We start from the raw sequence: 23132 nt of genomic DNA on the forward strand, positions 1-23132 counted from the left end.
GTTAGGAGCGGGCACCGATGCGGCCGAGCGAACGACAGCTGCGGGCGCAGCTCGCCTTCTTCCATGACTTCATCCGCGTCCAGGCCGAGCGGGGCGACCCGTACGCCAAGGTGCTGAGCGTGCCGGAGAGTCCGTATCCCCACTTCGAGGAGATCCGGGCCCGGGGTCCTCTCCACCAGAGCTCCATCGGCGCCTGGGTGACGGCGGACCACGCGCTCGCCAACCAGATCCTGCGGGACCGGCGCTTCGGGGTCCGGAAGGCGAGCGGGGAGCGGCTCCCGGAGTTCATCGGCTTCGACAACTCGATGCTCGGCGCCGATCCGCCCGACCACACGAGGCTGCGCCGTATCGCGACGCCCACCCTCAACCCGCGCATGGCCGAGGGCTGGCGGACCCGTATCGAGGAGATCTGCGACCGGCTGATCGACGAGATCCTCGCCGAGGCCGGTCCGTTCGACCTGATGACGGCCTTCGCGCAACGGCTGCCCGTCGCGCTGATCGCCGACCTCGTCGGGATCCCGGACGGCCATCGTGACGACTTCCACCGCATCAGCCGCCGGATGACGCCCCTGCTGGAGGGTGTGGTCACCTACGAGCAGACGCAGAGCACCGAGACGGCGATCCGGGAGATCACGGACCTTCTCGTCGACGTCATCGCGCAGAGCAAGGCCGATCCGCGGGACGACATGATCACGCGCCTGCTGGGGCTGGTCGACGAGGGCACCATGACCATGGCGGAGCTGGTGCCGATGGTGACCTTCGTGCCGCTGGCGGGCAGTGAGACCACCGTCAACCTGATCGGCAACGGTGTCCTCGCGCTGCTGTCCCACCCCGAGCAGTGGCGGCTCCTGGTCGAGCGGCCCGAGCTCGCGGCCGGAGTGGCCGAGGAGACCCTGCGCTTCGACCCGCCGGTCCAGCAGTACCGGCGCATCGTGCACGAGCGGCTTGAGCTGGCCGGCTGCACGCTGCCCGTCGACGGTGAGCTGGCGATCATGGTCGGTGGGGCCAACCGCGACCCGAAGGTCTTCCCCGACCCGAACACCTTCGACATCACGCGCAGCGTCGGCGCCGACACCCTGGCGTTCTCCGCGGGCATCCACTACTGCATGGGCGCCAACCTGGCGAAGCTGGAGGCGGAGATCGCGTTCCGGGCGCTGGCCACCCGGATGCCGGGGCTGCGCCGGGCGGGCCGGATACGGCGCGGCAGCTCGTTCATCATCCGCGGGATGGCGGAGTTCCCGGTGGCGGCCCGCTGATCCGGGGCGGTGGGGCGAGCGGGCCCGGGGCATGCTCCCGGGTCGGCTCCTGCGGGCGGCTGCGGCAGGCGTTCAGCCGCTCGGCCAGGTCGGTCCGCCGCTTGACGTCGAGCTTCCGGTACACCCTGGTCAGATGCTGTTCGACCGTGCTCACGGTGATGAACAGCCGGCGGGAGATCTGCCGGTTGGTGTGCCCCAGGGCGGCCAGCTCGGCGACGCGCCGCTCCGCCTCGCTGAGCACGTCGCCGTCCCCGTCACCGTCCCCCGGCGGCCGCCCGGTGTGGCGGGTCGGCTCCGGGGCCGGGCCGGACCGGTCGTGGGACACCGGCTCGTCGGCGGTCTCCGACGGCGTGGGCGCCCTCCACAGGGCATCGGTCCAGGCGGCGGCACGGCGGTGCCGGGCGACCTCGCCGGCCGCCGCGCCCCGTTCGTCGAGCGTCTCTCCGGCCAGTCGGTGCAGCCGCTGCCGCTCCTCGGCCGTCATGTCGGAGACGATCAGGTCCAGGATCCGCGGATGGCGGAAGCGTCCCGCCTCGGTGAGGCCGGCGCCGCGCAGCAGCCGCATCGCCTGTGCGGTGAAGTCCGGCGGGATGCCGAGGAGGCGGCCGATCAGTTCGGCGGACGCCCTCCGGTCGAGTAAGGCCACGGCGCGCGCCACCTGACGGACGACGGGCTCGTGCCGGTACAGGCAGCGCAGCACCGCCTGGTCGAAGGCGTCGCCGGGCACCGGCCCGTACGTGCTGTCCCGTCCCGTACCACCGGCGTTTTCGTCCAGGAGGGCGCGCAGCAGGAGCGGATTGCCGCCGGTGACGCCGAGGAGGCCGCTGGCCGTCTCGCGCGCCGAGGTTCCGCCCCGGCAGTCGGCGTCGCGCGGGACGAGTCGGGCGACGGCGTCGGCGGTGAGCAGCGGCAGGGTGTAGCGCCGGAAGAAGGGCTGGCTGAACAGCTCCGCCCTTAACAGGGGATGGGCCGGGCGCAGCGTGGTGGTCTCGGCCAGCACGATCATGACGGGTGCCCGACGGAACCGCCGGACCACGTACAGCAGGCAGTGGAGCGAGGCCGCGTCCACGTGGTGGAGGTCGTCCACGGCGACGGCCACGGGGACCTCGTCCCCCAGGCCGGTCAGCGAGGTGAACACGGCGTGCAGGGCCCGTCCCCAGAGGCCGTCGCCCGGGGGCAGTTGCTCGACGACCCCTGCGGTCCGGGTGAGGCGGTCGAAGGCGGTGCCGATGAGTTCGTCGGCCTGGGCGAGGGCCTCGGGTTCCAGCGGGGCGCTGTGCAGGAGCTGCCAGATCACGCCCAGGGGAATGTCGCGCTCGGCGCGGGATCCGGCGGCGCGCAGCACCTGCCCGCCCACCATGGCCGCCCACTCGCCGAAGACCTCCAGCACCTCGGTCTTGCCACTGCCCACGTGCCCGCTCAGAAGGGCCACTTGGCCCCGTCCCTGCTCCCGGCAGGCGCGGTACATCCCCCGCAGTCCGGCCAGTTGTTCCTCGCGTTGCACGAGCACTGTGCGTGTCAGCCTCTCCACCCGCGGCTCCGAGACCGGATGCCTCGTCGCGCGGTGTCCCCGTTGGTCAGCCTGTTCACCGGCCGGCGCACGGGAGCGCGTCACGCGCCGTTGCCGCGTCGGCCCTTCTGTCGATCTTCCCCGTCCGGTCTTTGCCAAGTCTTTCATCTGTTCGCGTCGCGCGACAATGGCGGTCGGGGCCCTGGCCGGGGCGCGGCCCGGCGGAGGGTCTCCCGGGCGGTGGGCGCGGCATCAAGGCGGCCGGTGGAGCCGCCCGGCCCGGGTGTTGTCAGGAGGGCTGGGCGACCGGTGCGGGCAGCACCGGGCGGAGCCGGGCGGGCGGGCCGGAGCGGCGTCGCCATTCACGCGGGTAGCCGACCGACACCTCCTCGAACCGCACGCCGTCGTGCCAGGTGGTCCGGGGGATGTGGAGGTGGCCGTAGACGACGGTGCGGGCCTCGTAGCGCATGTGCCAGTCGGCGGTCAGGTCGGTGCCGCACCACAGGGCGAACTCGGGGTGCCGGAGGATCCTGGTCGGCTCCCTCACCAGCGGATAGTGGTTGACCAGCACGGTGGGCAGCCCGTCGCGCTCCGCGTCGAGCCGCCGCTTCGTCGACGCGGCGCGGGCCCGGCACCAGTCGTCGCGGCGCGCGTGCGGGTCGGGGTGGAGGAAGAACTCGTCGGTGCAGACGACGCCCCGCTCCTCCGCCACGGCCAGCGCCTCGTCCCTGGTACGGGCGCCGGCCGGTCGCCAGCTGTAGTCGTAGCCGACGAACAGGGGCGCGATCAGGACCGGATCGCCTCCGGCGTCCCACACGGGGTACGGGTCCTCGGGGGTCACCACACCGAGGCGGCGGCACAGCGCCACCAGATGCTGATAGCGCGCCTCGCCGCGCAGTTGCACCACGTCGTCGCGGGGCATCCAGAGTTCGTGGTTGCCGGGCGCCCAGATCACCTTGGCGAAGCGGCGCCGCAGCAGGTCGAGGGCCCATTCGACGTCGGCGACGTACTCGCCGACGTCGCCCGCGACGACGAGCCAGTCGCCTTCGTTCTGCGGACGCAGCCCCTCGACGAGGGCACGGTTCTCGGCGTACACCACGTGCAGATCGCTGATCGCCAGCAGCCGGCGGACCTCGGACCCGGCCACCTGTAACCTCCCGCGCTCCCACGACGGCCGCCCGCGGCACATCGTGTCCGTGTCACCGGCACACGGCCGGGCGACCGACGCTACCGACCGGCGGGCATCCGGCACACCCCTAGCGGGAAGCCAGCACCCCTACGCCCGGCAGGGCCCGGAGCGTTCGGCACGGCCGCGGGCGCCCGGGGCGTCTCGCGGACTTCTTCACTCCTTCCGGTGCCGGAGGCGGACGGACCGTCACGTTCCGCCGCCGGTGCGGTTGTGCAGGGAGCACTCATCGAGCCAGGCCCGGGATCGACGGACCGCAGGAGACAGGTGACGGACATGCGAACCGAGGCTGCAGAGCGGGCCGAGCTGGTCTTCTCCCTCTTCGACGCCAACGGCAACGGAGTCCTCGACTCCGAGGACTCCGACCTGATGACGGGACGTGTTCTTCAGGCGGCGGTCGCTTCGGACGACGGCGCCAAGGAGGCCCTGCGGGCCTCGTTCCGCCGCTGGTGGACGACGCTGGCCACGGAGCTGCACGCCAACGGCGACGGTGTGATCAGCGTTGAGGAGTTCCGTCCGTTCGTGCTCGACCCCGAGCGCTTCGGGCCCACGGTCGAGGAGTTCGCCCGGGCGCTCTCCGCCCTCGGCGACCCGGACGGGGACGGCCTGATCGAGCGTCCGCTCTTCGTGTCGCTGATGACGGCGATCGGCTTCGCCGAGGCGAACATCCACGCGCTCTTCGACGCGTTCGGCCCGGACGCCGACGACCGCGTCACCGTGACCACCTGGGCCTCCGGCATCAAGGACTACTACGCGCCGGACCTGGCCGGGATCCCGGGTGACCAGTTGGTGGCCGTCCGGGCCGTCTGACACGGCCGGGGGGACGGACGGCCGCGGCGGCCGTCCGTCCCGTGGCGACGTCAGGCCCGGGGCTTGTACGCGAAGACCCAGCGGTTCCCCTCCAGCGCGTCGTCCGGCTCGGGAAGGGGACTGCGTCCCAGCCGGCGGGTGAAGTCGAAGGGCGTGTGCATCGCGGTGGACCAGCCCTTGGCCGCCAGGTCGCCCGCTGAGTCCGGGCGCGGCCCCTTGTCGAAGAGGTCGAGCAGGTCGATGCCGATCCGTTGCCGCGTCGCCGTGTAGATCGCGCTGTCGCGGTACGCCAGCAGGTCCTTCTCCAGCTTGGCCTCGAAGGCCAGGGCGCTGCCCGGGACGGTGAGCCGGTCCACGGCGTCGACGCGGTACGTCTCGACGGGGCCCGGCAGGTAGAAGAGCAGTCCCTCGGCCAGCCAGACGCTCGGGGCGGCCGGGTCGAAGTCGGCGGAGGTCAGCGCGGTGACCCAGTCGGCGCGCAGGTCGACCGGTACGGGGACGTGCTTCGCCTTGGGGGCGGCCGCGAGTTCCGTGAGCACCCGCTGCTTGAAGTCCAGCACGCCCGCCCTGTCGACCTCGAAGACGACGCAGTGGGACGGCAGGTCCAGCCGGAAGGCGCGGGTGTCCAGCCCCGCTCCCAGCAGCACCACCTGGCGGGCGTCCGCACCGACCGACCGGGCGACGAAGTCGTCGAGGACCCTCGTCCGCAGGCCGAAGTAGCGGGCGAACCTCCCCCACAACGGATCGCCGTCCCCGTCCGGGACCTGCTCGATGCGCACCGGCCAGTCCGCGCAGGCCCCGGCCGCGTGCACGAAGTGTTCCGCGTGGCCGTCCCGGGCCAGGCTGTCGTGACGGTAGGTCTCGATCGCCCGTGCGGCGGCGACCAGGAGGGCGGTCAGTCCCACGCCCGAGTCCACGCCGTCCGTGTCGGGACGGCGGGGGTCGCGGGCGGTGGTCGTGTCGGTCATCGGTCTCCTCTTTCCGGCAGCAGGACGGCCTTGACCACGCGTCCGGCGTCGCAGTCGCGTTCGGCCTCGTCGATGTCGGCCAGCGGATAGGTGCGGATCAGTTCGTCGAAGGGGAGGCGGCCGGCCTGCCACAGGCCGATCAGCCGGGGTATGAGCAGTCCCGGTACGGCGTCCCCTTCGCAGATGTGCCGGATGCCGCGGCCCCGGTCGAGCGTGTCCGGTTCGAGCGGCAGCGCGGTGCGGAGGCGTGCCACGAGGCCGAGCAGGCCGGTGGGGCGCAGTGCGCGGAGTGCGTCGTTGATCAGCGGGGCCGAGGCGGTGGTGTCCAGGGCGTACTGGGCGCCGCCGTCGGTCCGCCGTCGGATGCGCTCGGCCAGACCGGCCGTCGTGGCGGGCAGGGGGATCGCGCCGTACCGTTCGGCCAGGGCCAGTCGCGCCGGATTCCCGTCGACGGCCACGGTCCGTACGCCGGCGGCGCCGGCCGCCATCACCGCGGCCAGGCCCACGCCTCCCGCGCCGAGGACGACGAGGGTGTCGCCGGGACCGGCGCGGAAGGTGTTCAGCACGGCTCCGGCGCCGGTGAGGACAGAGCAGCCGAGCGGGCCGAGCAGTTCGAGCGGCAGTGCCGAGTCGACCCGGACGGCGTTGCCCGCTATTACCAACCATTGCCGTAGTACCCCGATATGCCCAACGTCGAGTCAGGGGCTCACCTCTTGCAAGAAGTCGGAATTATCGAAGATCCGCTGGATGGTCGTATATAGCTCCAGCAGCGCCTCCTCACGCTCCTCCATGAGGAGGACCAGAAGCTTCCATTTCCGTTGTTGCCGACCCTCCGTATCGGCGACCAGCGCCTCGAGCTGCCTCCTGATGGTCTTGAGACTCCTCTCATGCACTCGGGACTGCGTGAGAACCCGGTCCTTGTCCACCGAGACCGGGTTCATGAAGTCCTTTGTGACAGTTCCTAGTAGGGCTTTGTTAGGTACCCCGAATGTTCGGCCAGGGGTAGGGTTGTGATCTTCTTTCAGGTGTGACACCTGAGGAGATGGAGACGGTCCGCCCGCGCTTGGAGGCGTTCGCGGCGGAGATGCTCGGTTCACTGGCGCGGCGGGACCAGCGGGCCAAGGGTGAGTTGTACCTGCGCGGGCTGATGCTGGACGGTAAGCGCAAGTCGATGCAGCCGATGGCCGAGCGTCTGGGTGTGGACCATCAGCAGCTCCAGCAGTTCGTCTCCTCTTCCACCTGGAACTGGGGCAAGGTCCGTGAGCGGCTGGCCCGTTGGGCTGCGGCTCACATCTCGCCCGAGGCGTACGCGATCGATGACGTGGGCTTCCCCAAGGACGGCTACGACTCGCCGGGGGTGGCGCGGATGTACTGCGGCGCGCTGGGCAAGCGCGGAAACTGCCAGGTCGGGGTCAGTGTCAACCTGGTGTCCGACCGTGCCTCCTCGGCGGTCGACTGGCGTCTGTTCCTGCCCGAGAGCTGGGACGACGCCAAGAACGCGGACGATGCGCTGCTGGCCGAGGCGATCCGCCGCCGCCGGACGAAGGCCGGCATCCCCGACAGCGAGCGGCACCGGGAGAAGTGGCGCCTGGCCCTGGACATGCTGGACGAGGTTCGCGGGGACTGGGAGCTGCCCGACCTGCCGGTGGTCGCCGACGCCGGCTACGGGGACGCGACAGGCTTTCGCGAGGGCCTGAGCGAACGTGGGCTGGCCTACGCGGTCGCGGTCAAGGGCAGCACCACCGCCTACCCGGGTGACGCCGTCCCCCGGCGCCCGCCCTACAGCGGCCAGGGCCGCCCGCCCGGCCCGGCGTACCCCGACCCCCACACCACCTTGCGCCAACTCGCCCTGGACGAAGGACGATCCACGCTACGGACGGTGACCTGGCGCCAGGGCAGCAAGACCACCAGGAACAACCCCCGCGCCGAGATGCGCTCACGATTCCTCGCACTGCGCGTCCGCCCGGCCAACCGCACGATCCGCCGCGCCGTGGACGGTTCCCTGCCCGAGTGCTGGCTGCTGGCCGAGTGGCCGCCCGGCGCCGCCGAGCCCACCGACTACTGGCTGTCCACCCTGCCCGCCGACACCCCACTGCGCGAGCTGGTCCGCATCTGCAAGATCCGCTGGCGCATCGAGCACGACTACCGCGAACTCAAGGACGGCCTGGGCCTGGACCACTTCGAGGGCCGCAACTTCCCCGGCTGGCACCGCCACACCACCCTCGCCTCCCTCGCCCAAGCCTTCTGCACCCTGCTCAGACTCGACCCAAAAGCCCCTGCGCCGGCCTGACCCTCTACGCGGTCCTCCGCGAACTCCAAGCCCTCCTGGCCACCTGGACCGGCGCCTGCTCCATATGCGGCCAACCCGCCCCGGCACCCGAACCTAGAAGCGCAGCTGCCTGACTGCGCGCGTGAGGCGAAGCTTGCCGACCTCCTGACGGACCTCAAGGGCTACGATCCTCTCCCTGAATACACCTTGAATTCGATCGGTGGTTGCGAACATCCAAGGGGAGATGGTTCGCATGCCTCGTGGAGGAGCCAATCGCATGCCGTCGTCGGCCAGACGGCGGTACTTCGAGCTGCGGCGCAAGGGCCTGAAGGGGGCAGCGGCCGCCCGCCAAGTGGGCGTATCGGTGAGCTGCGGGTCCAACTGGTTCATCGATGCTGGAAGCATGATCATTCCTGACCCTCCCATCTCGCCACGCTTCCTGACCCAGGACGACCGGATCGCCATCGCCGACGGTCTGCGCGCCGGGCGGAGCCCGGTCGTCATCGCCGCCGAGATCGGCAAGAGCGTTTCGACGGTCTACCGGGAGATTGGACGCGGCCGGAAGGAGAACGGGGAGTACGAACCCTGGTGGGCACACAACCAGGCGCTCCTGCGTCGCCAACGCCCCAAAGAAGAGAAACTCCGCGACCACGGACCCCTGCGCGCGGCAGTGCGCGAGAAGCTCGACGAGAAGTGGTCCCCGCAGCAGATTGCTCGACACCTCGCACGCGAGCACCCGAACAACCCTCGCATGCGGGCCTGTCCGGAGACGATCTACCGTGGCCTGTTCGCTGGCCTTCTGGGCAAGCGTGAGGGCCGACTGCGCACCGGACGCACCCGCCGCAAGCGGCAACGCCGTGGCGTCGTCTCACCCAACAAGATCAAGAACATGACGCTCGTCCATGACCGACCCGCCACGGTCAACGATCGTGAAACGCCCGGCGATTGGGAGGGAGACCTCATCATCGGACGCGCTCAGCGGTCCGCTATAGGCACCCTCGTCGACCGCACGACCCGCTTCGTTCGCCTGATCCACCTGCCGCACGGCTGGAAGGCCCAGCCGATGCGCGACGCCCTGGTCTCGCAGACCGCCGATCTGCCACGAGCGTTGCGGCGGACCCTGACCTGGGACCAGGGGCGCGAGCTCGTCCTCCATGAAGAGATAGAGGCCCTCTCCGGCTTCCGGATCTATTTCTGCGATCCTCATTCTCCCTGGCAGCGCGGCACCAACGAGAACATCAACGGGCTGCTGCGGCAGTACTTCCCCAAGGGCACCGACCTTACGGTCCACTCCCTGCGCAACCTGACGGCCGTGGCCCGTCAGCTCAACGAGCGCCCCCGAATGGTCCTGGGAGACCGTACTCCGTCCGAGGTCATGCAAGACTGGGGCATAGCATCACAGTTTCCGTGATTCGCAATCACCGCTAGAAACCGCCCACGGACCTGGCGCCGCTCCTTCGTCAGGGTGGTAAGAAGCTCTCGAACCGCGTGGCCCTCGGCCACGCTGCCCGGTTCACTCGACTCCTTGACCTCGACGGAACTCACTACCACAGGCCTGACCTGATATACGTGAGCGTCATCCTTACGCCTCAGCGCTTGGAGGTTCGCCAGCCCGGCCTGGACGTTGAGGGCGTGGCCGATCGTGTTTCGCAGCTCGCCAACGTGTGCAAGGAGAAAAGCGTCGAGGATGTCATCGGCCTCACCCTGGCTGTCCAGCCGGTCACTCACCCGAAGCACCTCCCTCGTTCTGTCCGACTCCTTCGACCAATAGAAGCTTCTTCAGCATTGCCCTTCGCCGCTTGGCATTTGTGCGCAGGGCCGTCTCGGTCGGAGACCCGGCTGACCGTCCTGCGCGCACTCAAGGCGCTGCGTAACCAGCGTGTGACACTGCCGCCCCGCAAACACAGCAACATCCCGCTGTAGGAAGCGGGATGTCGCTGAGGAGGTGCGCGGAGCCGACTACCGCAGGCTCCGCGCGAAGGCCCGTGCGGCCCACGTCACGCACCCGCGGCCGGCACGAGTACCCCCACCCCCGCGCACACCAGCCACATGGCCGGCAACTTCACGATGCACAGTGCTCAAGGGCACGCTCGGGACGCAGCAGGTGACTGGTGATCGAGCAGCGGGTCCTGTTTGACCTTGACACGGTGACAGGGCCTTCACTGCTTGCCAAGGAGGTGGTCTCGATGACGATCACGAGACAGGACATGGATGCGATACGAGCGCTCCAGGGGCTGGAGGACAGTCGTTCGTCCGTGCGACTGCGGGCGGCTCTGGCGGTCGGCACGACGCCTGACCCGAGCTTCGTCGACAAGCTCATCGAGCGATGCGCGATCGAGCCCGAGTTTTTCGTCCGCGACATGCTGACCTGGGCGCTCACCCGCCACCCGGTGTCCATGACGCTTCCCGAGCTGCTCCGCGAAGTCCGCTCGGAGCGTGCGCAGGCACGGAGCCAGGCGCTGCACACGCTGTCCAAGATTGGGGACCGGCAGGCGTGGCCGTCGATCACACGGGCGCTGCTGTCCGACGCCGACGACGAGGTGGCGCGGAGCGCCTGGCGGGCCGCGGTAATACTCGTACCGGAAGGCGAGGCGTCCGCGCTGGCCACGGTGTTGGCGACGCAGCTCGGGCGCGGTGAGCGGGAGACGCAGCTGAGTCTCAGCCGGGCGCTGGTCGCGCTGGGTGAAGTGATTGTGCCGGCTCTGCGTGCTGCGACGACGGCCCCTGACCCGCGCGTGTGCGCGCACGCGCTCGCCACACAACGGCTACTGCGTGAGCCGGACGCCGGATTCGAGTGCGCGATCGAGGAGGCCAAGCGCATCGTGGCCCTCGGCGGGTCCGGTCAGGAGGGACGATAGGACGTGTTGATCGGTGAGGTGGCACGACGGTCCGGGGTCAGTGCCCGCATGCTCAGGCATTACGAGTCGCTCGGCCTGGTGCGGCCTTCGGGCCGTACGGGCTCCGGCTATCGGGAGTACTCCGGGAAGGACCTCCGGCGGATCTTCCATATCGAGAGCCTGCGGTCGCTGGGGCTGTCGCTGCGTGAGATCGGGCGCGCGCTCGAAGATCCCGGCTTCACGCCCTCGGCTCTCGTCGGCGACCTCATCCGTCAGACGCGCGAACGCATCGAGGCGGAGACCGAGCTGCTCACGCGGCTGCGCCGGATCGATGCCACGGACCCCGCCGACTGGGAGGACGTCCTCCAGGTCGTTGCGCTCCTCCAGGCACTGGGGGCGAAGAGCGCCAACGCGCGCCAACGCGCGGCCCTTTCCTCGGTCGACGAGGTTCCGGTGCCGGTGGAGGCCCTGGTCGAGGCGGCACTGAGCGAGACGGAGCCGAACGTCGCCGGGGCTCTTCGATGGGCGCTGGCGCGATCGGGCGACGGCGGCCCGGCGCTGCTGGCGAAGGGCCTCGGCTCACCGGTGGCCGCGGTGCGGGAACGTGCCGTTCAGTCCCTCGCCGAGATGCCCGGTGATGAGGCTACCGCGCAGCTGCGGGACGCTCTCGCGAACCCCGACGTCGTGGTCCGCGGGTATGCGGCTTTGACTCTCGGGACACGTGGAGTGGTCAATGCGGTTCCGACGCTCATCGACATGATCGTGGAGGGAAGGAACGACACCGATGCAGCCGATGCACTGAGCGTGCTGGCGAGTGACAAGGCGACGGCGGACCAGATCGCGACCGGGCTCGTCGACCGCCTCGCCCACGACACCACCAAAGCGCCTGCACGCGGACGGCTGACCCAAGCGTTGGCGGGCATCCCGGGGACGACGGCCTCACGTGCCCTCATGGAGCTGTCGCATGACGGGGAGCGTGCCGTTGCGCTGACTGCGGCGTACCTTCTCCAGCTACGCGACACACGGTGACGGATCTCTCCTGGGGTGCCGCGTACGCGGACCAGCCCCGAAATGCCCCGGTCGGCAGCGCCCAACCCATCTGGCGGGCCAACCGCGACGCTCAACCGGGCCAACTCGGGCGCTAACGGGGCCGGCTGAGCCGCTCAGTTGGCCGATCGCGTGGGTGACTGCACCGCCCGTCGGCCGTCAGTCCTGCGCCTGGCACGCCGGGCCCGTCGCGGCGTGCCAGGCGGGAGAGGCCTTTGGCGTACACCGTTGTCGCCGCCGCAGAAGCGGTCACCATAACCGCCAGCGCGAGGATGCCCAGCAGCGCGGGCCACTGGCGCAGCGGGTCGCGGCACAGGATGTCCTCGGACAACGGGCCGACCAGCAGGCCTCGGCACATGGGCCTGTCCCCGGACTCGGGGCCGTAGTCGGCGAGCGTCAGGAAGGCGAACCATCCCCAGATCACCAGGGTCAGGAGGGTCCACGCGATCGACCACGCGCCGAGACGGCGTGCTTGCTGACGCTCCTGTTCGGCCTGCGTTGGTGCGGCGTTTACGGGATCAGGCGGTCGCCGGGCCGGCGCGTCGGCGGTCATGTCTCCCCTCTTGGCCCACGGTGAACGGACGGCAGTTCATCACACCGCGCGGGCCCAGTGCGGTATCGCCCCGTCCATCACCATCCCAGCTACAGCGACTGCGTTGCTCCCCCAGCCGGGCTGCTCGGACATGAGAGTGGCGTCCAGCAGAAAACTGGCTGGACGCCACTGCGGTTGGAACAGAGAAGGTCAGCTTTCGTTCCTCGCGTGGAGGAGCGAAGCGAGCTTGTTTCGGTTGTCGGCGGACATGTAGGTGCGCAGTTGCTCGGCGAACCACACGGGGTCGTCCCCTGGCAACGACCCAAGGTCGAGGCCTCGTGACTGATGAGAAAGCGGGGTAGAGGGACGCGTGCTGTTGTCCGCGGACAACGTGGGGGGCGTATCCGGGGCGGCGACCGAAGCGTTCGGGGTGGCGGGCGAACGCTTCGGCGAGCGTGACGGCTCGCTGGTCGCGGACCTTTTCGGCGGTGCCGAAGTGGACGCTGGCGGGCGTGTGCCATCCAATGCCCGAGTGCCGGTGCTCGTAGTTGTAGTACGCGATGAACGCGTCGAACCACTCGCGGGCGTGGGCCAGGGAATCGAACCGCTCGGGGTAGTCGGACATGTACTTGGTGGTCTTGAAATGGGCTTCGCTGTAGGGGTTGTCATTGGAGACTTTCGGCCGGGAATGGCTGCGGGTGACGCCGAGGTCGATCAGCAGCTGAGAGACCTTCTTGCTGGTCATGGAGGTGCCCCGGTCGGCATGGACGGTCTCGGGCACGATGCCGTTGCGCTCGATGGTGTCCCGGATCAACCCCTCGGCACGCTCTGCTGATTCGGCGCGTTCGACGGTGTGGCCGACGATGTAGCGGCTGAAGATGTCGATGACGACGTAAGCGTGGTACCAGGTGCCCCGCTACCGCAGGGCCGCCCTCGGAACAGGCCGCCCTCAAGCGCCTGTACCTGCACGCCTTCCGCTACGTCCACGCGGGCTGAGTGTTGTCAGTGGTCGTGGCGATCGCAGTGATCATGACGTCCGTCGTGGCCGTCGTGCCCGTCGCCGTCGTGCCCGTGGTGCTTGATCGTGGTGCTGTCGGTGGCGGTGTGGGTGCTGGTGTCACCGCCTCCAGTGACGGTGGCGGTGTTGGTGACCCGTGTACGGGCGTTGCAGGAGACGTCGACCTTCAGGGTGACGGGCGGGTAGCTGTGCCCGGCAGGCAAGACGGCGCTGCGTGTACAGGTGAGGGTGGCCAGAATGCAGTGCCATCCCCTGCCGGTGATCCTGTCGGCCCGAAGGCCTGCGGGGAGAATGTCGTGGACGATGACCGTGGTGCCATTGGTCGGGCCGGCCGCGGTGACGTTACCCACAGTGATGGCGTAAACGCCGTACTCGCCCCGGGTGAAGATGCCCGCCGGCTGGTGAACAGCCTCGCCAAGAACAACGAGTCCTTGGGTCGGCCACGGTCCGCCGTCAGCGGGCTCTTCGGAAAGTGGGGCCGTTCACTCCGTCCATGGCCGCCCGCCCTGGAGAGGTCGTGCAGATCGACTCCACGCGGCTGGACGTGATGGCGGTGCTGGACGACGAGGTCGTGGCCCGCTCGGAGTTGACGATCGCGGTTGATGTCCCGCCGCTTCGACCGCACATTCGCCATCCTTGAATGGAATCCCTGACCGGGCCGGGCGGGCCCGCGACCGACAGGCCCGGCCGCCCGGTTTCGTGGCGCCGCAGGTCCGCGCGCGCCGCGACAGAGAGTTGGGAGACACGCCCTGGCCAGGCAGCGAGATCCGCCGGACGGGGCCTACTCCTGTCCGCCACCGTCGTCGTCCTCGTCCAGCTCCGGCGCGTCCGGGGCGCGCAGCGGGCGCAGGGCGCCGGCGGCCGGGGTGGAGGCGGTGAAGCTGTAGCGGCCGAGCAGGTTCAGGTTGCGGTGCTTGAGCGGGGAGAGTCGGGCGACGTCCGCGTCGCGGATCTCGTGGCCCTTGGCCTGGAGCTGTTCGACGGCGGCGTCGATGGAGCGGGTCGTCCAGGGAGTATCCGGGGCAAACGGGTGAACTGTGGCTGTTTGTGCGGGTAGAACGCTTGCGGTCGCGTCTGTAAGAGATCGGTGTCAGGGGGTCTCGGGGCGGGCGGCATGCCGGGGACCGAGGCGGCGTCGCAGTTCGAGGTTCTCGCTCTGGGCGGCTTCGAGCGCCTGCCGAAGAGCCTGGACCTCGTCGCGGTGCCGCTGCTTGAGCACGGCGAGTTGGGCGGTGAGGGTGCGCGCGACGCTGCTCGGCGAGTCGTCGGGCGGTGGCACCGACGGCCGCGGTGGGCGGCTTTGCTGTTGTGCCCTCAGCTGCTCGACGCGACGCCGGATGTCGGTGTTCCGTTGAAGTGCTCTCCCGGCTGAAGCCGGGAGATTCCTGCTTACCTTGCGGCAGCGGGCTTGACGCGCTTCGCACGTCTGACGACTGCCCTCCCGGCAGCCGGGATGAGCGCGAGGCCCATCCGGTACAGGTGCAAGACGTTCCGGGCTGCGTTGTGGTCGGCATTGCCCGACCAGCCGCAGTCGGGGTTCTTGCACACGAACACGGCCTGGCTCTCCCGGTTGCCAGGCGTGGTGAAGCCGCACGCTGAGCAGCGTTGGGAGGTGCCGGGGGCGGGGACCTTGTGCAGGGTGCCGCCGAGCCGGGCGGTCTTGTACGTCAGCATGGTGACCGTGCGGCCCCATGCCTCCTTGCTGATGGAGCGGTTCAGCCCGGACTTCTGGGCGACGTTCTTCCCTGGCTCCTCGATGGTTCCCCTGGCCGACTTGACCATGTTCGTGATGGTGAGTGCTTCGACCACGACGGTGCCGTATGTGCGGGCGATGGCGGTGGTCGTCTGGTGCTGCCAGTCCAGGGCCCTGCGCTTGGCTTTCGCGCGGAGTCCTGCGATCCGGTCGTAAGTGCGGTGCAGCCGGCGGCTGGTGCGCTCGCCGGGCTTGCGGTGCCGCTTGCGCTGCGCGGCGCGCCGCTCCAGGTGCAGAAGCCTGGCCTTCTCCTTCTCCGTCAGCCATTCGCCGTGCTCGTACGTCTCGCCGTCCGAGAGGGCGATGGGCACGGTGACGCCCACGTCGATGCCGACTTCCGGCCCCTGGTGGGGCTCGGGCTTGACCTCAACGCTCTGGACACGGAAGGCGATGTGCCAGCCGAGCACGTCCTTGACCAGCCGTGCCCCGGTGATCCGGTTCTCCGCGCCTGCGTGCTTGCCCACGGGCAGGTCTTTGGTCCACCGGAAGCGGACCCGGCCCACCTTGGGAATGTTGGCCATGCCCCAGCGGCGGTGCACGCGCACGATGTTCAGGTCCCGGCCCTGAGGGACGTCCACGGACATCACCGTGCGGAACCGGCCCTTGAAGTTCGGGGCGTCGGCGCGGCCCTCCCAGCAGTTCTTCCACGCCTGGAAGTACGTCTTGAGTACCGCTTGCGCGGCCTGCGCGGGAAGGACAGCAAGGAAGTCGATGTCCTTGCGGGCCTGTCGTACGGCGGCATCCGCGTGTCCGAGAGTCCGCTTTTCCTTCGGCATCATCTGCCACCAGGCGTGCAGCAGGTTCCACATGGTGCGGGCCGCGTGCGCCTGGCTATCAGTCCTCAACGCCTCGGCGGGCGACAGCGTAAGCCGGGCACGATGCCCGAACTGCCGCTTGACCATGGTGTCTTGACTCACGATCGAGACCATAGCATTGGTTTATGTCACCGCGCTGGAACCCTCATCCCGATGTCAGAACCGGTCGCCATGTTGTCTACAACCTGCATGTTCATTTGGTTTTTGTCACAAAGTACCGGCGTGAAGCGTTCACCGACGCCATGCTGACCCGCACCGAAGAGATCATGCGGGAGGTCTGCACGGACTTCGAGGCCGAGCTGAAACAGTTCAACGGCGAACAGGACCACGTCCACCTGCTCGTGCACTACCCGCCGAAGGTCCAGCTCTCCAAACTGGTCAACTCGCTCAAGGGCGTCAGTTCCCGCAGGCTCCGCCAGGAGTACACCACGCATGTCCGCCGGTACCTGTGGGGCGGACACTTCTGGTCCGGCTCCTACTTCGCAGGATCATGCGGCGGCGCACCCCTGACCGTCGTCAAGCAGTACATCGAAAACCAACAGCGTCCCGTCTGACCTCACCCCAAAGGCGCAGAGCACTCCGGCGCTCCGCGCCTCCGGGCCAAGGATGACCTTCACCCCCGCCCTGAAGGACTCTGCTGAGGAATGCGTGATTCGAGCAGGGCTGGGTCGTTGGTCCTCCACGATTGTTATGGCGTGAGCGGGAGGGCCGAGAGATGTCACTGGAGCCACGGGCTGATCATGGGGTGCCGGAGCTGACGGCCCGGGTGGTGCGGGCAGCGTTCCCGAAGGGGACGATGGCGGTGCGGATCCGGGAGGCGTTGGGCCCGCTGTTTGAGGACGAGGCGTTCGCAGGGGCGTTTGCCGTCCGGGGACGCCCGGCTGTCTCGCCGGGGGCGTTGGCTTTGGTGTCGGTGTTGCAGTACGCGGAGGGGCTGACCGATCGGCAGGCCGCTGACCAGGTGCGGGCCCGGATGGACTGGAAGTTTCTGCTCGGCCTGGAGCTGGACGATCCCGGGTTCGATGCCTCCGTGCTGAGCCTGTTCCGTTCCCGTCTCATCGAGCACGGACTGGAACAGACGACGCTGGAGCTGGTGCTGGAACGCCTGCGCGGGCTGGACCTGCTGAAGGCCGGTGGCCGGCAGCGGACCGATTCCACGCACGTGCTGGCGGCGGTGCGGACGCTGAACAGGATGGAGTTCGTCGGCGAGACGCTGCGGGCCGCACTGGAAGCGCTGGCGGTCGCCGCCCCGGCATGGCTGTCCGGCCTGGTCACACCCGAGTGGGCCGAGCGCTACGGGCCGCGCGTGGACGCCTACCGCTTCCCCAAGGGCGAAGAGGTCCGTGAACAGTGGTCTGAGCAGGTCGGACGGGACGGGTTCGTCCTGCTGGACGCGGTCTACGCCCCCGCGGCTCCGGACTGGCTGCGCGAGATCGAGGCGGTGCAGGTCCTGCGGGTCTCCTGGGTCCAGCAGTACCACCGCGACGAGAGGGGGTGCGCTGGCGGGAGGGCAAGGATCTCCCGCCGGTTCATCACCGGTTGTGCTCGCCCTATGACACCGATGCCCGTTACGGGATCAAGCGCGGCTCGGGCTGGACCGGCTACAAGGCGCATCTGACCGAGACCTGCGAGCCGGATGCGCCGCACGTGATCACGCAGGTGGCCACCACCGATGCCGTGGTGGCCGACACGGAGATGACCGAACCGGTCCACCAGGCGCTCGCGGAACGGGAGTTGCTGCCGCACGTGCATGTCGTGGATGCCGGCTACACCACTGCCGCCCTGTTCCTGTCCGCGACCGAGCGGGGTATGGAACTGCTCGGCCCGGCCCCGCACGACAGCAGCCGCCAGTCCCGAGAGGATCAGGGCTTCTCCCGCGCCGACTTCACCATCGACTGGGACAACGAGAGCGCCACCTGTCCCGGCGGGCACCGAAGTTTCGAGTGGTGGGAACAGAAACACCACCGCAACGGCACTCCGGTCCTCAAGGTGTTCTTCTCCGCCGAGCACTGCCGCCCCTGCCCGAAGCAGACGGCATGCACCAAGCCCCCGTCCGGCCGCCGGGGCAAGGGGCATCACCTTCCTGCCCCGCGAACGGCACGAGGCCCTCGAAGCCGTCCGCCAGGCCAAGGAGACCGACAATTGGAAGAACCGTTACGCGATCCGGGCCGGGGTCGAAGGAACGATCTCCCGTGCGACACGAGGGCGCACGATACGAGTGAACACACCGAGTGGAGGTTCGATGTTGAAGGTGTAGTTCCGGGCCAGTGTCCAGGGTCTGTCCCCACCCTGACGTGCGTTGCGGGTAACCGCGGGGTGCGGAGCTCAGGGGGTCAAGCCCAAGGGTGCCCGTGCCATCCGGGGACCACAGGCGAAGGGGAAGACTGGACGGGCGAACGACGAGTGAACCCCTGGTTGATGTCTCGTCAGGTATCAGCTCCGGATGATGGATCGCTCTGCCGGAGTCCAGGAACCGGCCGTTGAGAGGCGGCAAGCGGCGACTGTAAGAGGTGAGTTGCAGTCGTAGGACACCGCTGTTCCCGGGGCATAGGGGGCGCCCACCCCAGTCGGATCTCGTACGTGTGCAACGCGGAAACCCCGTCGGGGTCCGGGGCCGGTTATCCGGTGCCCGGTTGGCCGACCGCGAGGAGAGCTCAACTCCCCGGCGGGAACAGGAGGACCCAAGAAGCGAACGCCGGCGGCCGAAAGGCAGCGGGAAAGCGGGACACGATGACCGGCCCCTCCGCCGGTCGTCTCGTATAACCGGCCGGATACGGGCAGCTGCCCGGACCCGAAAGGGTGCTGACGTGGGTCTGGTGGGCCTGTGAAGTGACGATGACCGAAGGCGATGGAACCGAGGGACAAGTTGGACACCAAGGCGGTGAAGGAGGCCGGGATGGCAGATGCCGCTCCGGCTGTGATCGCGGTGGTGAACGGACCCGAGGACGATGCCACCGACTGGCTGTCGATCGACTGGCAGCGGGTGGATGACGACGTACGGCGGCTGCGGCAGAGGATCTTCACGGCGTCACAGGCAGGGGACCTGAAGAGGGTCCGCAATTTGCAGAAGCTGATGCTCCGTTCCCGCGCCAACGCACTGCATGCGGTGCGGCGGGTGACGGAGGTCAACGCTGGCCGCGAGACGGCGGGCGTCGACGGCAAGGTGGTGCTGACCGCGCCCGGCAAGGCCGAGGTGGCCGACTGGGTGCAGCACCGCTCCGAGTCGTGGACGGCCCGGCCCGTCAGACGGGTGTATGTGCCGAAGCCCGACGGGCGTCGGCGTCCGCTCGGCATTCCCGTGATCTTGGACCGCTGTCTTCAGGCTGTGGTCCTTGGTGCTCTGGAGCCCGAGTGGGAGGCACGGTTCGAGCCGAGGTCCTACGGATTCAGGCCCGGCCGTGGCTGTCATGACGCGATCGAGTCCATCTTTCTGACCTGCCGGGGCCCCAACCCTGGTCGGCCATGGGTACTTGACGCGGACCTGGCGGCGGCATTCGACCGGATCGACCATGATCACTTGCTCCGGCGGCTCGGCACGTTTCCCGCGCGGGAACTGGTCGCGCAGTGGCTGCGGGCCGGTGTGGTCGAGGACGGTCGGCTCACCGAGACCGGGGAGGGAACTCCCCAGGGCGGTGTGATCAGCCCCGCGCTGATGAACGTGGCTCTGCACGGAATGGAGGAGGCCGCCGGGGTGCGGTATCACGCGAGCGGCATCCACGCCGGGAGCGTGATGCGCAAGAGCCCCGTGCTGGTGAGGTACGCAGACGATCGTGCGCCACGAACACAACGGGAGGTTTCGATGTAGACGGAATCTTCCGACGTGATGCTGCACCGGTGATGGAGGTGGGCCCTCCGAGACCGCCCACGCAGGGGGAGGTCTCAAACCGCCGCAGGTTGCTCCGGTGAATGAGCCGGGGTGATGAGCACTGCGGAAAAGGCGCACAAGATGCGTCAGGTGTGAGCCGAGAAGGCGAACGCGAGTGAACCACTGATGAAGTGTCGAAAGCGTATGAACGGTTACCGAAACCGGGGTCCAGTTGTTGCCCCGGGATGAATCTGGCGGGTTCCTGTATCTCTGGCCAGGTGGTGCCCGGCATAAAGGTGGCGCGAGCTCGGTTCAGGCGCTGGTGCGGAACGTGGGAACCCCTCGCCGCGATGCTGCCACCGGTCAGGTTGAGGCCGGTTGGCGATAAGGGAGAACCTCAAGCAGCTGAAACTGTGAGGGGCAGAGTACCGATGCGTGGCAGGGGGACGGATCGCCTCGTAGTAGTGATGATGCCTCTGTAATGGGGGCGGAGCGAAGGGGGCGAGTTGTCCCGATCTAGTTTGGTGGTCAACCGGAGTTCCCGGGAGGAGCCAGGTGAACGGATCAAGGCCGCAGGCCGAGGTCAAGTCGTTTTACATCTCCAAGTTGATGGTGTGGGAGGCATTTCAGCGAGTCAAGGCCAACAAGGGTGCGCCCGGAACGGATGGCGTGACGATCGAGCGATACGAACAGAACCTTTCGAGGAATCTGTTCAAATTGTGGAATCGGATGTCGTCCGGTTCGTATTTCCCTCCGGCGGTGAAGGCCGTGGAGATCCCCAAAGCAGGCGGGAAAGGCATCCGCGTGCTCGGGGTGCCCACCGTGGACGACCGGATCGCTCAGACGGTGGCCGCGATGTATCTGGAGCGTCGGGTGGAGCCTGTGTTCCACCCGGACTCCTACGGCTACCGGCCCCGGCGATCGGCGTTGGACGCGGTGGAGCAGTGCCGGCAGCGCTGTTGGCGGAGTGACTGGGTGGTCGATCTCGACATCCGGGCATTCTTCGACAGCGTGGACCACGAGCTGATGCTCAAGGCGGTCGAGCGGCATATCGACGCAGACGGGAAATGGGTCCTGCTCTACGTCAAGCGGTGGCTGGTCGCTCCGCTGGCGAAGGCGGACGGATCGGTGCAGCAACGGGATCGCGGAACTCCCCAGGGGTCGGCGATCACGCCCCCAACGCAATGGGTAACTCGGGCATGAGTCACCCTCCGTAGCGTCTTGATCTTGATGCTGGTCGTCGGCGGTGCGCTCACGCACGGGTATGCGGTGCCGGATGGTGATCTTCTCGGGGCCGACGAGGACGTCCTTGACGAGGAGCCTCAGGACGCGCTGGCGCTCGGGGACCTCGGCTGTCCCAGCGTTCTCGCGGAGCTGGGCGAGGAAGCCTTCGAGGTCGTCAGCGAGCTTGAGGTAGGCGTCGCGGTCGGCGAGCTGGGCTTCCAGCGCGTCGAGTTGGCCACGCAGGTTACTCTCCCGGGCCCGCAGGCCGGGCATCCGGGCCCGCAGTTCATCGATGGTGACGAGCTGTTCCTGGAACGCCTCGATCATGCGCGTGATCGCTGCGGTGGCCTTGGCCAGGGCCAGTTCGAGACGGCTGCGCTGGCGGGTGGCGGGGTCGGAGGTGCGGGCACGGTCCAGCCGCTTGTCGATCTCGGACCGGATCAGGTGCGGGTCGGCGATCATGCCGATGATGTGGTCCCAGACGACGGTGTCGAGGTAGTCGGCGCGGACGGGCTTGTTGGTGCAGACCCGGCCGCCCGCGTAGCGGTAGTCGTCGGAGCCCAGGCACCGGTAGTAGTAGATCTTCTTGCCGGAGGAAGTAGTGGTCGAGGTGCGGTAGTAGCCGTATCCGCAGCTCACACACGCCGACAGCCCCTGAAGCAGGGAGGGGACCTTGCTGTTGCGCGAAGCGAAGCGCTTGTTGTCGGCGAGCCGCTGGGCGGCGCGCTCGAAGGTGGCCGGGGTGACGAGCGCGGGAACGGGGATGGTGATCCACTCCTCGCGGGGGCGGTCGGCGGTCTTGACGGCGCGCGGAGTACTGCGGCCCTCCAGGCGGGCCCGGCGGTTCAGGCCCGGGGACTCGTGGAGGATCTGGGTCTTGCCGAAGGCTGCCTGCCCTTGGTAGGCGGGGTTTTTGAGCATGCCCCAGACCACGCTGCGGTCCCAGCGGGTCTTGCCGGTGCGGGTGGGAGTGCCGCTGTCGGTGAGCCAGCGGGTCAGGTCCGCGATGGAGACCCCGTCGTCGGTATAGCGGCGGAACAGCTCGACCACCAGCGCCGCCTCGGACTCGACGATCTCGTAGGTGGCCCCGCACTCGGGGGTCTTGCGCAGGTAGCGGTAGCCGAACGGGGCTCCGCCCAGCACGTTCACCGCCCCCGAGCGGGCCCGGTAGGTCTTCCCGCGCCGGTAGCGTTCCATCAGCTGGGCCTTCTCGTACTCGGCGAACATGCCCTGGAACTGGACCATCAGCTGGTCCTCGGGGCTGTCGCCGCGTGGGCCGCGGACGAACTCCACCCGGGTGCCTGCCCGGGCGAACTCCTCGACCAGCAGGGCCTGGTAAGCGAACTTGCGGGCGAGGCGGTCGGGCGCATAGCACAGCACCACATCCACGCCGACCTGGGCGACCAGGTCGCGCAACCGCTCCAGCGCGGGCCGCACCAGGGTCGCCCCGGAGTGCCCCTCGTCCTCGAACACCCACTCCTCGGGCAGCTCAAGACGCTGTTCTGCGACGTGCGCGCGCAGGGCCGCGGTCTGCGAGCTGATCGTCTGGTCCTTCTTCTGCCGGGCCGAGGACACCCGGGCGTAGATCGCCACGCTGGTCATCGCTCACTCCTGCCTGCTCCAGGCGATCCCGTATCCGGGCCCGCCGCTGCGGAACCAACGCCGCATAGGCCGCGGACAAGTCCGCCGCCGCATGACGGTCGAAGACCGCCTCCACCTCCACCGGCCGGCCGCTCACCTGCCCGGCCGCCCCTCCGGGGCACCCCGCTCAAGGAATTCGGCCAGGGCCTGGGCCACCACCGCGGAGATCGCCCGGTCGCTCTCGTGGGCACGGGCGCGGATCTGTCCTGCCAGCGATTCCGGCAGCTTGACAGTGAACACCACGCTCGACTCGGGGACTTCGAGATGTCCAGCGGCCATGGCCTGCTCCAGATACCGGCGTGCCTGACGCACCGACACCCCGTACCTACTCGCCAACGTGCGGGCGGCTGCGGCCACGGGCGCACCCGCCCCGACCAGATCCGCGGCGGCGTTGACCCGCCGGGCGTACTCGACGCTATCGACACGATCACCACGCACCATGTCACAAACCTACTACCCAT

20 protein-coding genes and 6 pseudogenes are annotated in these 23132 nt (G+C 68.9%); 12 read left to right on the plus strand and 14 right to left on the minus strand.

Features of this window, described 5'->3' with window-relative positions; all coding sequences use genetic code 11:
- Nucleotides 1-17 precede the first annotated feature (17 nt).
- Entirely contained in the window at nucleotides 18-1256 is a 1239-nt protein-coding gene (locus OG306_RS01860) for a cytochrome P450 (RefSeq protein WP_371665065.1), read from the plus strand.
- Between the two features lie 73 nt (nucleotides 1257-1329).
- Here the strand turns inward: OG306_RS01860 and OG306_RS40860 are convergent.
- The 3 genes and pseudogenes from OG306_RS40860 to OG306_RS01870 form a co-directional block, all read right to left on the minus strand.
- Nucleotides 1330-1524, minus strand: a pseudogene (locus tag OG306_RS40860) (helix-turn-helix domain-containing protein); the annotation flags it as partial.
- A gap of 741 nt (nucleotides 1525-2265) precedes the next feature.
- A pseudogene (locus OG306_RS40865) lies at nucleotides 2266-2934 on the minus strand (ATP-binding protein); the annotation flags it as partial.
- A gap of 121 nt (nucleotides 2935-3055) precedes the next feature.
- A complete protein-coding gene (locus OG306_RS01870) occupies nucleotides 3056-3913 on the minus strand; it encodes a metallophosphoesterase family protein (protein ID WP_266744327.1) in 858 nt (285 codons plus the stop codon).
- Nucleotides 3914-4228: 315 nt separating this feature from the next.
- Here OG306_RS01870 and OG306_RS01875 point away from each other — a divergent pair, with 315 nt between their 5' ends.
- Nucleotides 4229-4762, plus strand: coding sequence for an EF-hand domain-containing protein (locus OG306_RS01875; RefSeq protein WP_327259556.1), 534 nt, complete (start codon nucleotides 4229-4231; stop codon nucleotides 4760-4762).
- 50 nt (nucleotides 4763-4812) lie between these two features.
- Here the strand turns inward: OG306_RS01875 and OG306_RS01880 are convergent, their stop codons facing one another.
- The 3 genes and pseudogenes from OG306_RS01880 to OG306_RS01890 form a co-directional block, all read right to left on the minus strand.
- Nucleotides 4813-5730, minus strand: coding sequence for an SAM-dependent methyltransferase (locus OG306_RS01880; protein WP_371665066.1), 918 nt, complete (start codon nucleotides 5728-5730; stop codon nucleotides 4813-4815).
- A pseudogene (locus tag OG306_RS01885) lies at nucleotides 5727-6392 on the minus strand (zinc-binding dehydrogenase); the annotation flags it as partial. The pseudogene OG306_RS01885 and the gene OG306_RS01880, both read right to left, overlap by 4 nt.
- Nucleotides 6393-6428: 36 nt before the next feature.
- Entirely contained in the window at nucleotides 6429-6671 is a 243-nt protein-coding gene (locus OG306_RS01890) for a hypothetical protein (RefSeq protein WP_371665067.1), read from the minus strand.
- Between the two features lie 86 nt (nucleotides 6672-6757).
- On the opposite strand from OG306_RS01890, the gene OG306_RS01895 reads away from it, so the two are divergent.
- From OG306_RS01895 to OG306_RS01910, 4 genes are all read left to right on the plus strand, one after another.
- Nucleotides 6758-8020 carry an IS701 family transposase gene (locus OG306_RS01895; protein WP_371665068.1) on the plus strand — a complete coding sequence of 421 codons (1263 nt, stop codon included), beginning with the start codon at nucleotides 6758-6760 and terminating at the stop codon, nucleotides 8018-8020.
- Nucleotides 8021-8252: 232 nt separating this feature from the next.
- Nucleotides 8253-9410 carry an IS30 family transposase gene (locus OG306_RS01900; protein ID WP_432762221.1) on the plus strand — a complete coding sequence of 386 codons (1158 nt, stop codon included), beginning with the start codon at nucleotides 8253-8255 and terminating at the stop codon, nucleotides 9408-9410.
- A 775-nt stretch (nucleotides 9411-10185) separates the two neighbouring features.
- Nucleotides 10186-10857, plus strand: a complete 672-nt coding sequence (locus tag OG306_RS01905; RefSeq protein ID WP_266752041.1) for a HEAT repeat domain-containing protein — start codon at nucleotides 10186-10188, stop codon at nucleotides 10855-10857.
- Between the two features lie 3 nt (nucleotides 10858-10860).
- The gene (locus OG306_RS01910) at nucleotides 10861-11865 is read left to right on the plus strand and encodes a MerR family transcriptional regulator (RefSeq protein ID WP_266744330.1); all 1005 of its coding nucleotides are present in this window, start codon (nucleotides 10861-10863) and stop codon (nucleotides 11863-11865) included.
- Between the two features lie 112 nt (nucleotides 11866-11977).
- Here OG306_RS01910 and OG306_RS01915 read toward each other — a convergent pair whose 3' ends face one another.
- The 3 genes and pseudogenes from OG306_RS01915 to OG306_RS01925 all read right to left on the minus strand — a co-directional run bounded on the left by OG306_RS01915 (nucleotide 11978) and on the right by OG306_RS01925 (nucleotide 13822).
- Nucleotides 11978-12436: a hypothetical protein gene (locus tag OG306_RS01915; RefSeq protein ID WP_266744331.1), complete on the minus strand. Its 459-nt coding sequence runs from the start codon at nucleotides 12434-12436 to the stop codon at nucleotides 11978-11980.
- Nucleotides 12402-13316: pseudogene (locus tag OG306_RS01920) on the minus strand (transposase); the annotation flags it as partial. The gene OG306_RS01915 and the pseudogene OG306_RS01920, both read right to left, overlap by 35 nt.
- Nucleotides 13317-13417: 101 nt before the next feature.
- A complete protein-coding gene (locus OG306_RS01925; protein WP_327350217.1) occupies nucleotides 13418-13822 on the minus strand; it encodes a hypothetical protein in 405 nt (134 codons plus the stop codon).
- 128 nt (nucleotides 13823-13950) lie between these two features.
- Between OG306_RS01925 and OG306_RS01930 the strand changes: the two genes are divergently transcribed.
- The gene (locus OG306_RS01930; RefSeq protein WP_266744332.1) at nucleotides 13951-14073 is read left to right on the plus strand and encodes a hypothetical protein; all 123 of its coding nucleotides are present in this window, start codon (nucleotides 13951-13953) and stop codon (nucleotides 14071-14073) included.
- Nucleotides 14074-14214: 141 nt separating this feature from the next.
- Here OG306_RS01930 and OG306_RS01935 read toward each other — a convergent pair.
- From OG306_RS01935 to OG306_RS01945, 3 genes and pseudogenes are all read right to left on the minus strand, one after another.
- Nucleotides 14215-14442 (minus strand): annotated as a pseudogene (locus OG306_RS01935) (Tn3 family transposase); the annotation flags it as partial.
- A gap of 81 nt (nucleotides 14443-14523) precedes the next feature.
- A complete protein-coding gene (locus tag OG306_RS01940) occupies nucleotides 14524-14712 on the minus strand; it encodes a hypothetical protein (protein WP_266744333.1) in 189 nt (62 codons plus the stop codon).
- A 110-nt stretch (nucleotides 14713-14822) separates the two neighbouring features.
- Complete coding sequence (locus OG306_RS01945) at nucleotides 14823-16103, minus strand: RNA-guided endonuclease InsQ/TnpB family protein (RefSeq protein WP_371665069.1); 1281 nt, start codon at nucleotides 16101-16103, stop codon at nucleotides 14823-14825.
- 23 nt (nucleotides 16104-16126) lie between these two features.
- Here OG306_RS01945 and tnpA point away from each other — a divergent pair, with 23 nt between their 5' ends.
- The 5 genes from tnpA to OG306_RS01970 all read left to right on the plus strand — a co-directional run bounded on the left by tnpA (nucleotide 16127) and on the right by OG306_RS01970 (nucleotide 21009).
- A complete protein-coding gene (gene tnpA / locus OG306_RS01950) occupies nucleotides 16127-16555 on the plus strand; it encodes an IS200/IS605 family transposase (RefSeq protein WP_371665070.1) in 429 nt (142 codons plus the stop codon).
- A 161-nt stretch (nucleotides 16556-16716) separates the two neighbouring features.
- Nucleotides 16717-17619, plus strand: a complete 903-nt coding sequence (locus OG306_RS01955; protein ID WP_371665071.1) for a transposase — start codon at nucleotides 16717-16719, stop codon at nucleotides 17617-17619.
- On the plus strand, nucleotides 17541-18485 hold the full coding sequence (locus tag OG306_RS01960; protein WP_371665072.1) for a transposase: 945 nt from the start codon (nucleotides 17541-17543) through the stop codon (nucleotides 18483-18485). Before OG306_RS01955 ends, OG306_RS01960 begins: the two co-directional genes overlap by 79 nt.
- A 364-nt stretch (nucleotides 18486-18849) precedes the next feature.
- The gene (locus OG306_RS01965; RefSeq protein ID WP_371665073.1) at nucleotides 18850-19806 is read left to right on the plus strand and encodes a reverse transcriptase domain-containing protein; all 957 of its coding nucleotides are present in this window, start codon (nucleotides 18850-18852) and stop codon (nucleotides 19804-19806) included.
- A 729-nt stretch (nucleotides 19807-20535) separates the two neighbouring features.
- Complete coding sequence (locus OG306_RS01970; protein WP_371666202.1) at nucleotides 20536-21009, plus strand: reverse transcriptase domain-containing protein; 474 nt, start codon at nucleotides 20536-20538, stop codon at nucleotides 21007-21009.
- Between the two features lie 501 nt (nucleotides 21010-21510).
- On the opposite strand, the pseudogene OG306_RS01975 reads toward OG306_RS01970, so the two are convergent.
- A pseudogene (locus OG306_RS01975) lies at nucleotides 21511-22632 on the minus strand (recombinase family protein); the annotation flags it as partial.
- A 132-nt stretch (nucleotides 22633-22764) separates the two neighbouring features.
- Entirely contained in the window at nucleotides 22765-23112 is a 348-nt protein-coding gene (locus OG306_RS01980) for a hypothetical protein (RefSeq protein WP_266744339.1), read from the minus strand.
- Between the last annotated feature and the right edge of the window lie 20 nt (nucleotides 23113-23132).

The sequence above is a fragment of the Streptomyces sp. NBC_01241 genome (genome assembly GCF_041435435.1).
GTDB lineage: Bacteria > Actinomycetota > Actinomycetes > Streptomycetales > Streptomycetaceae > Streptomyces.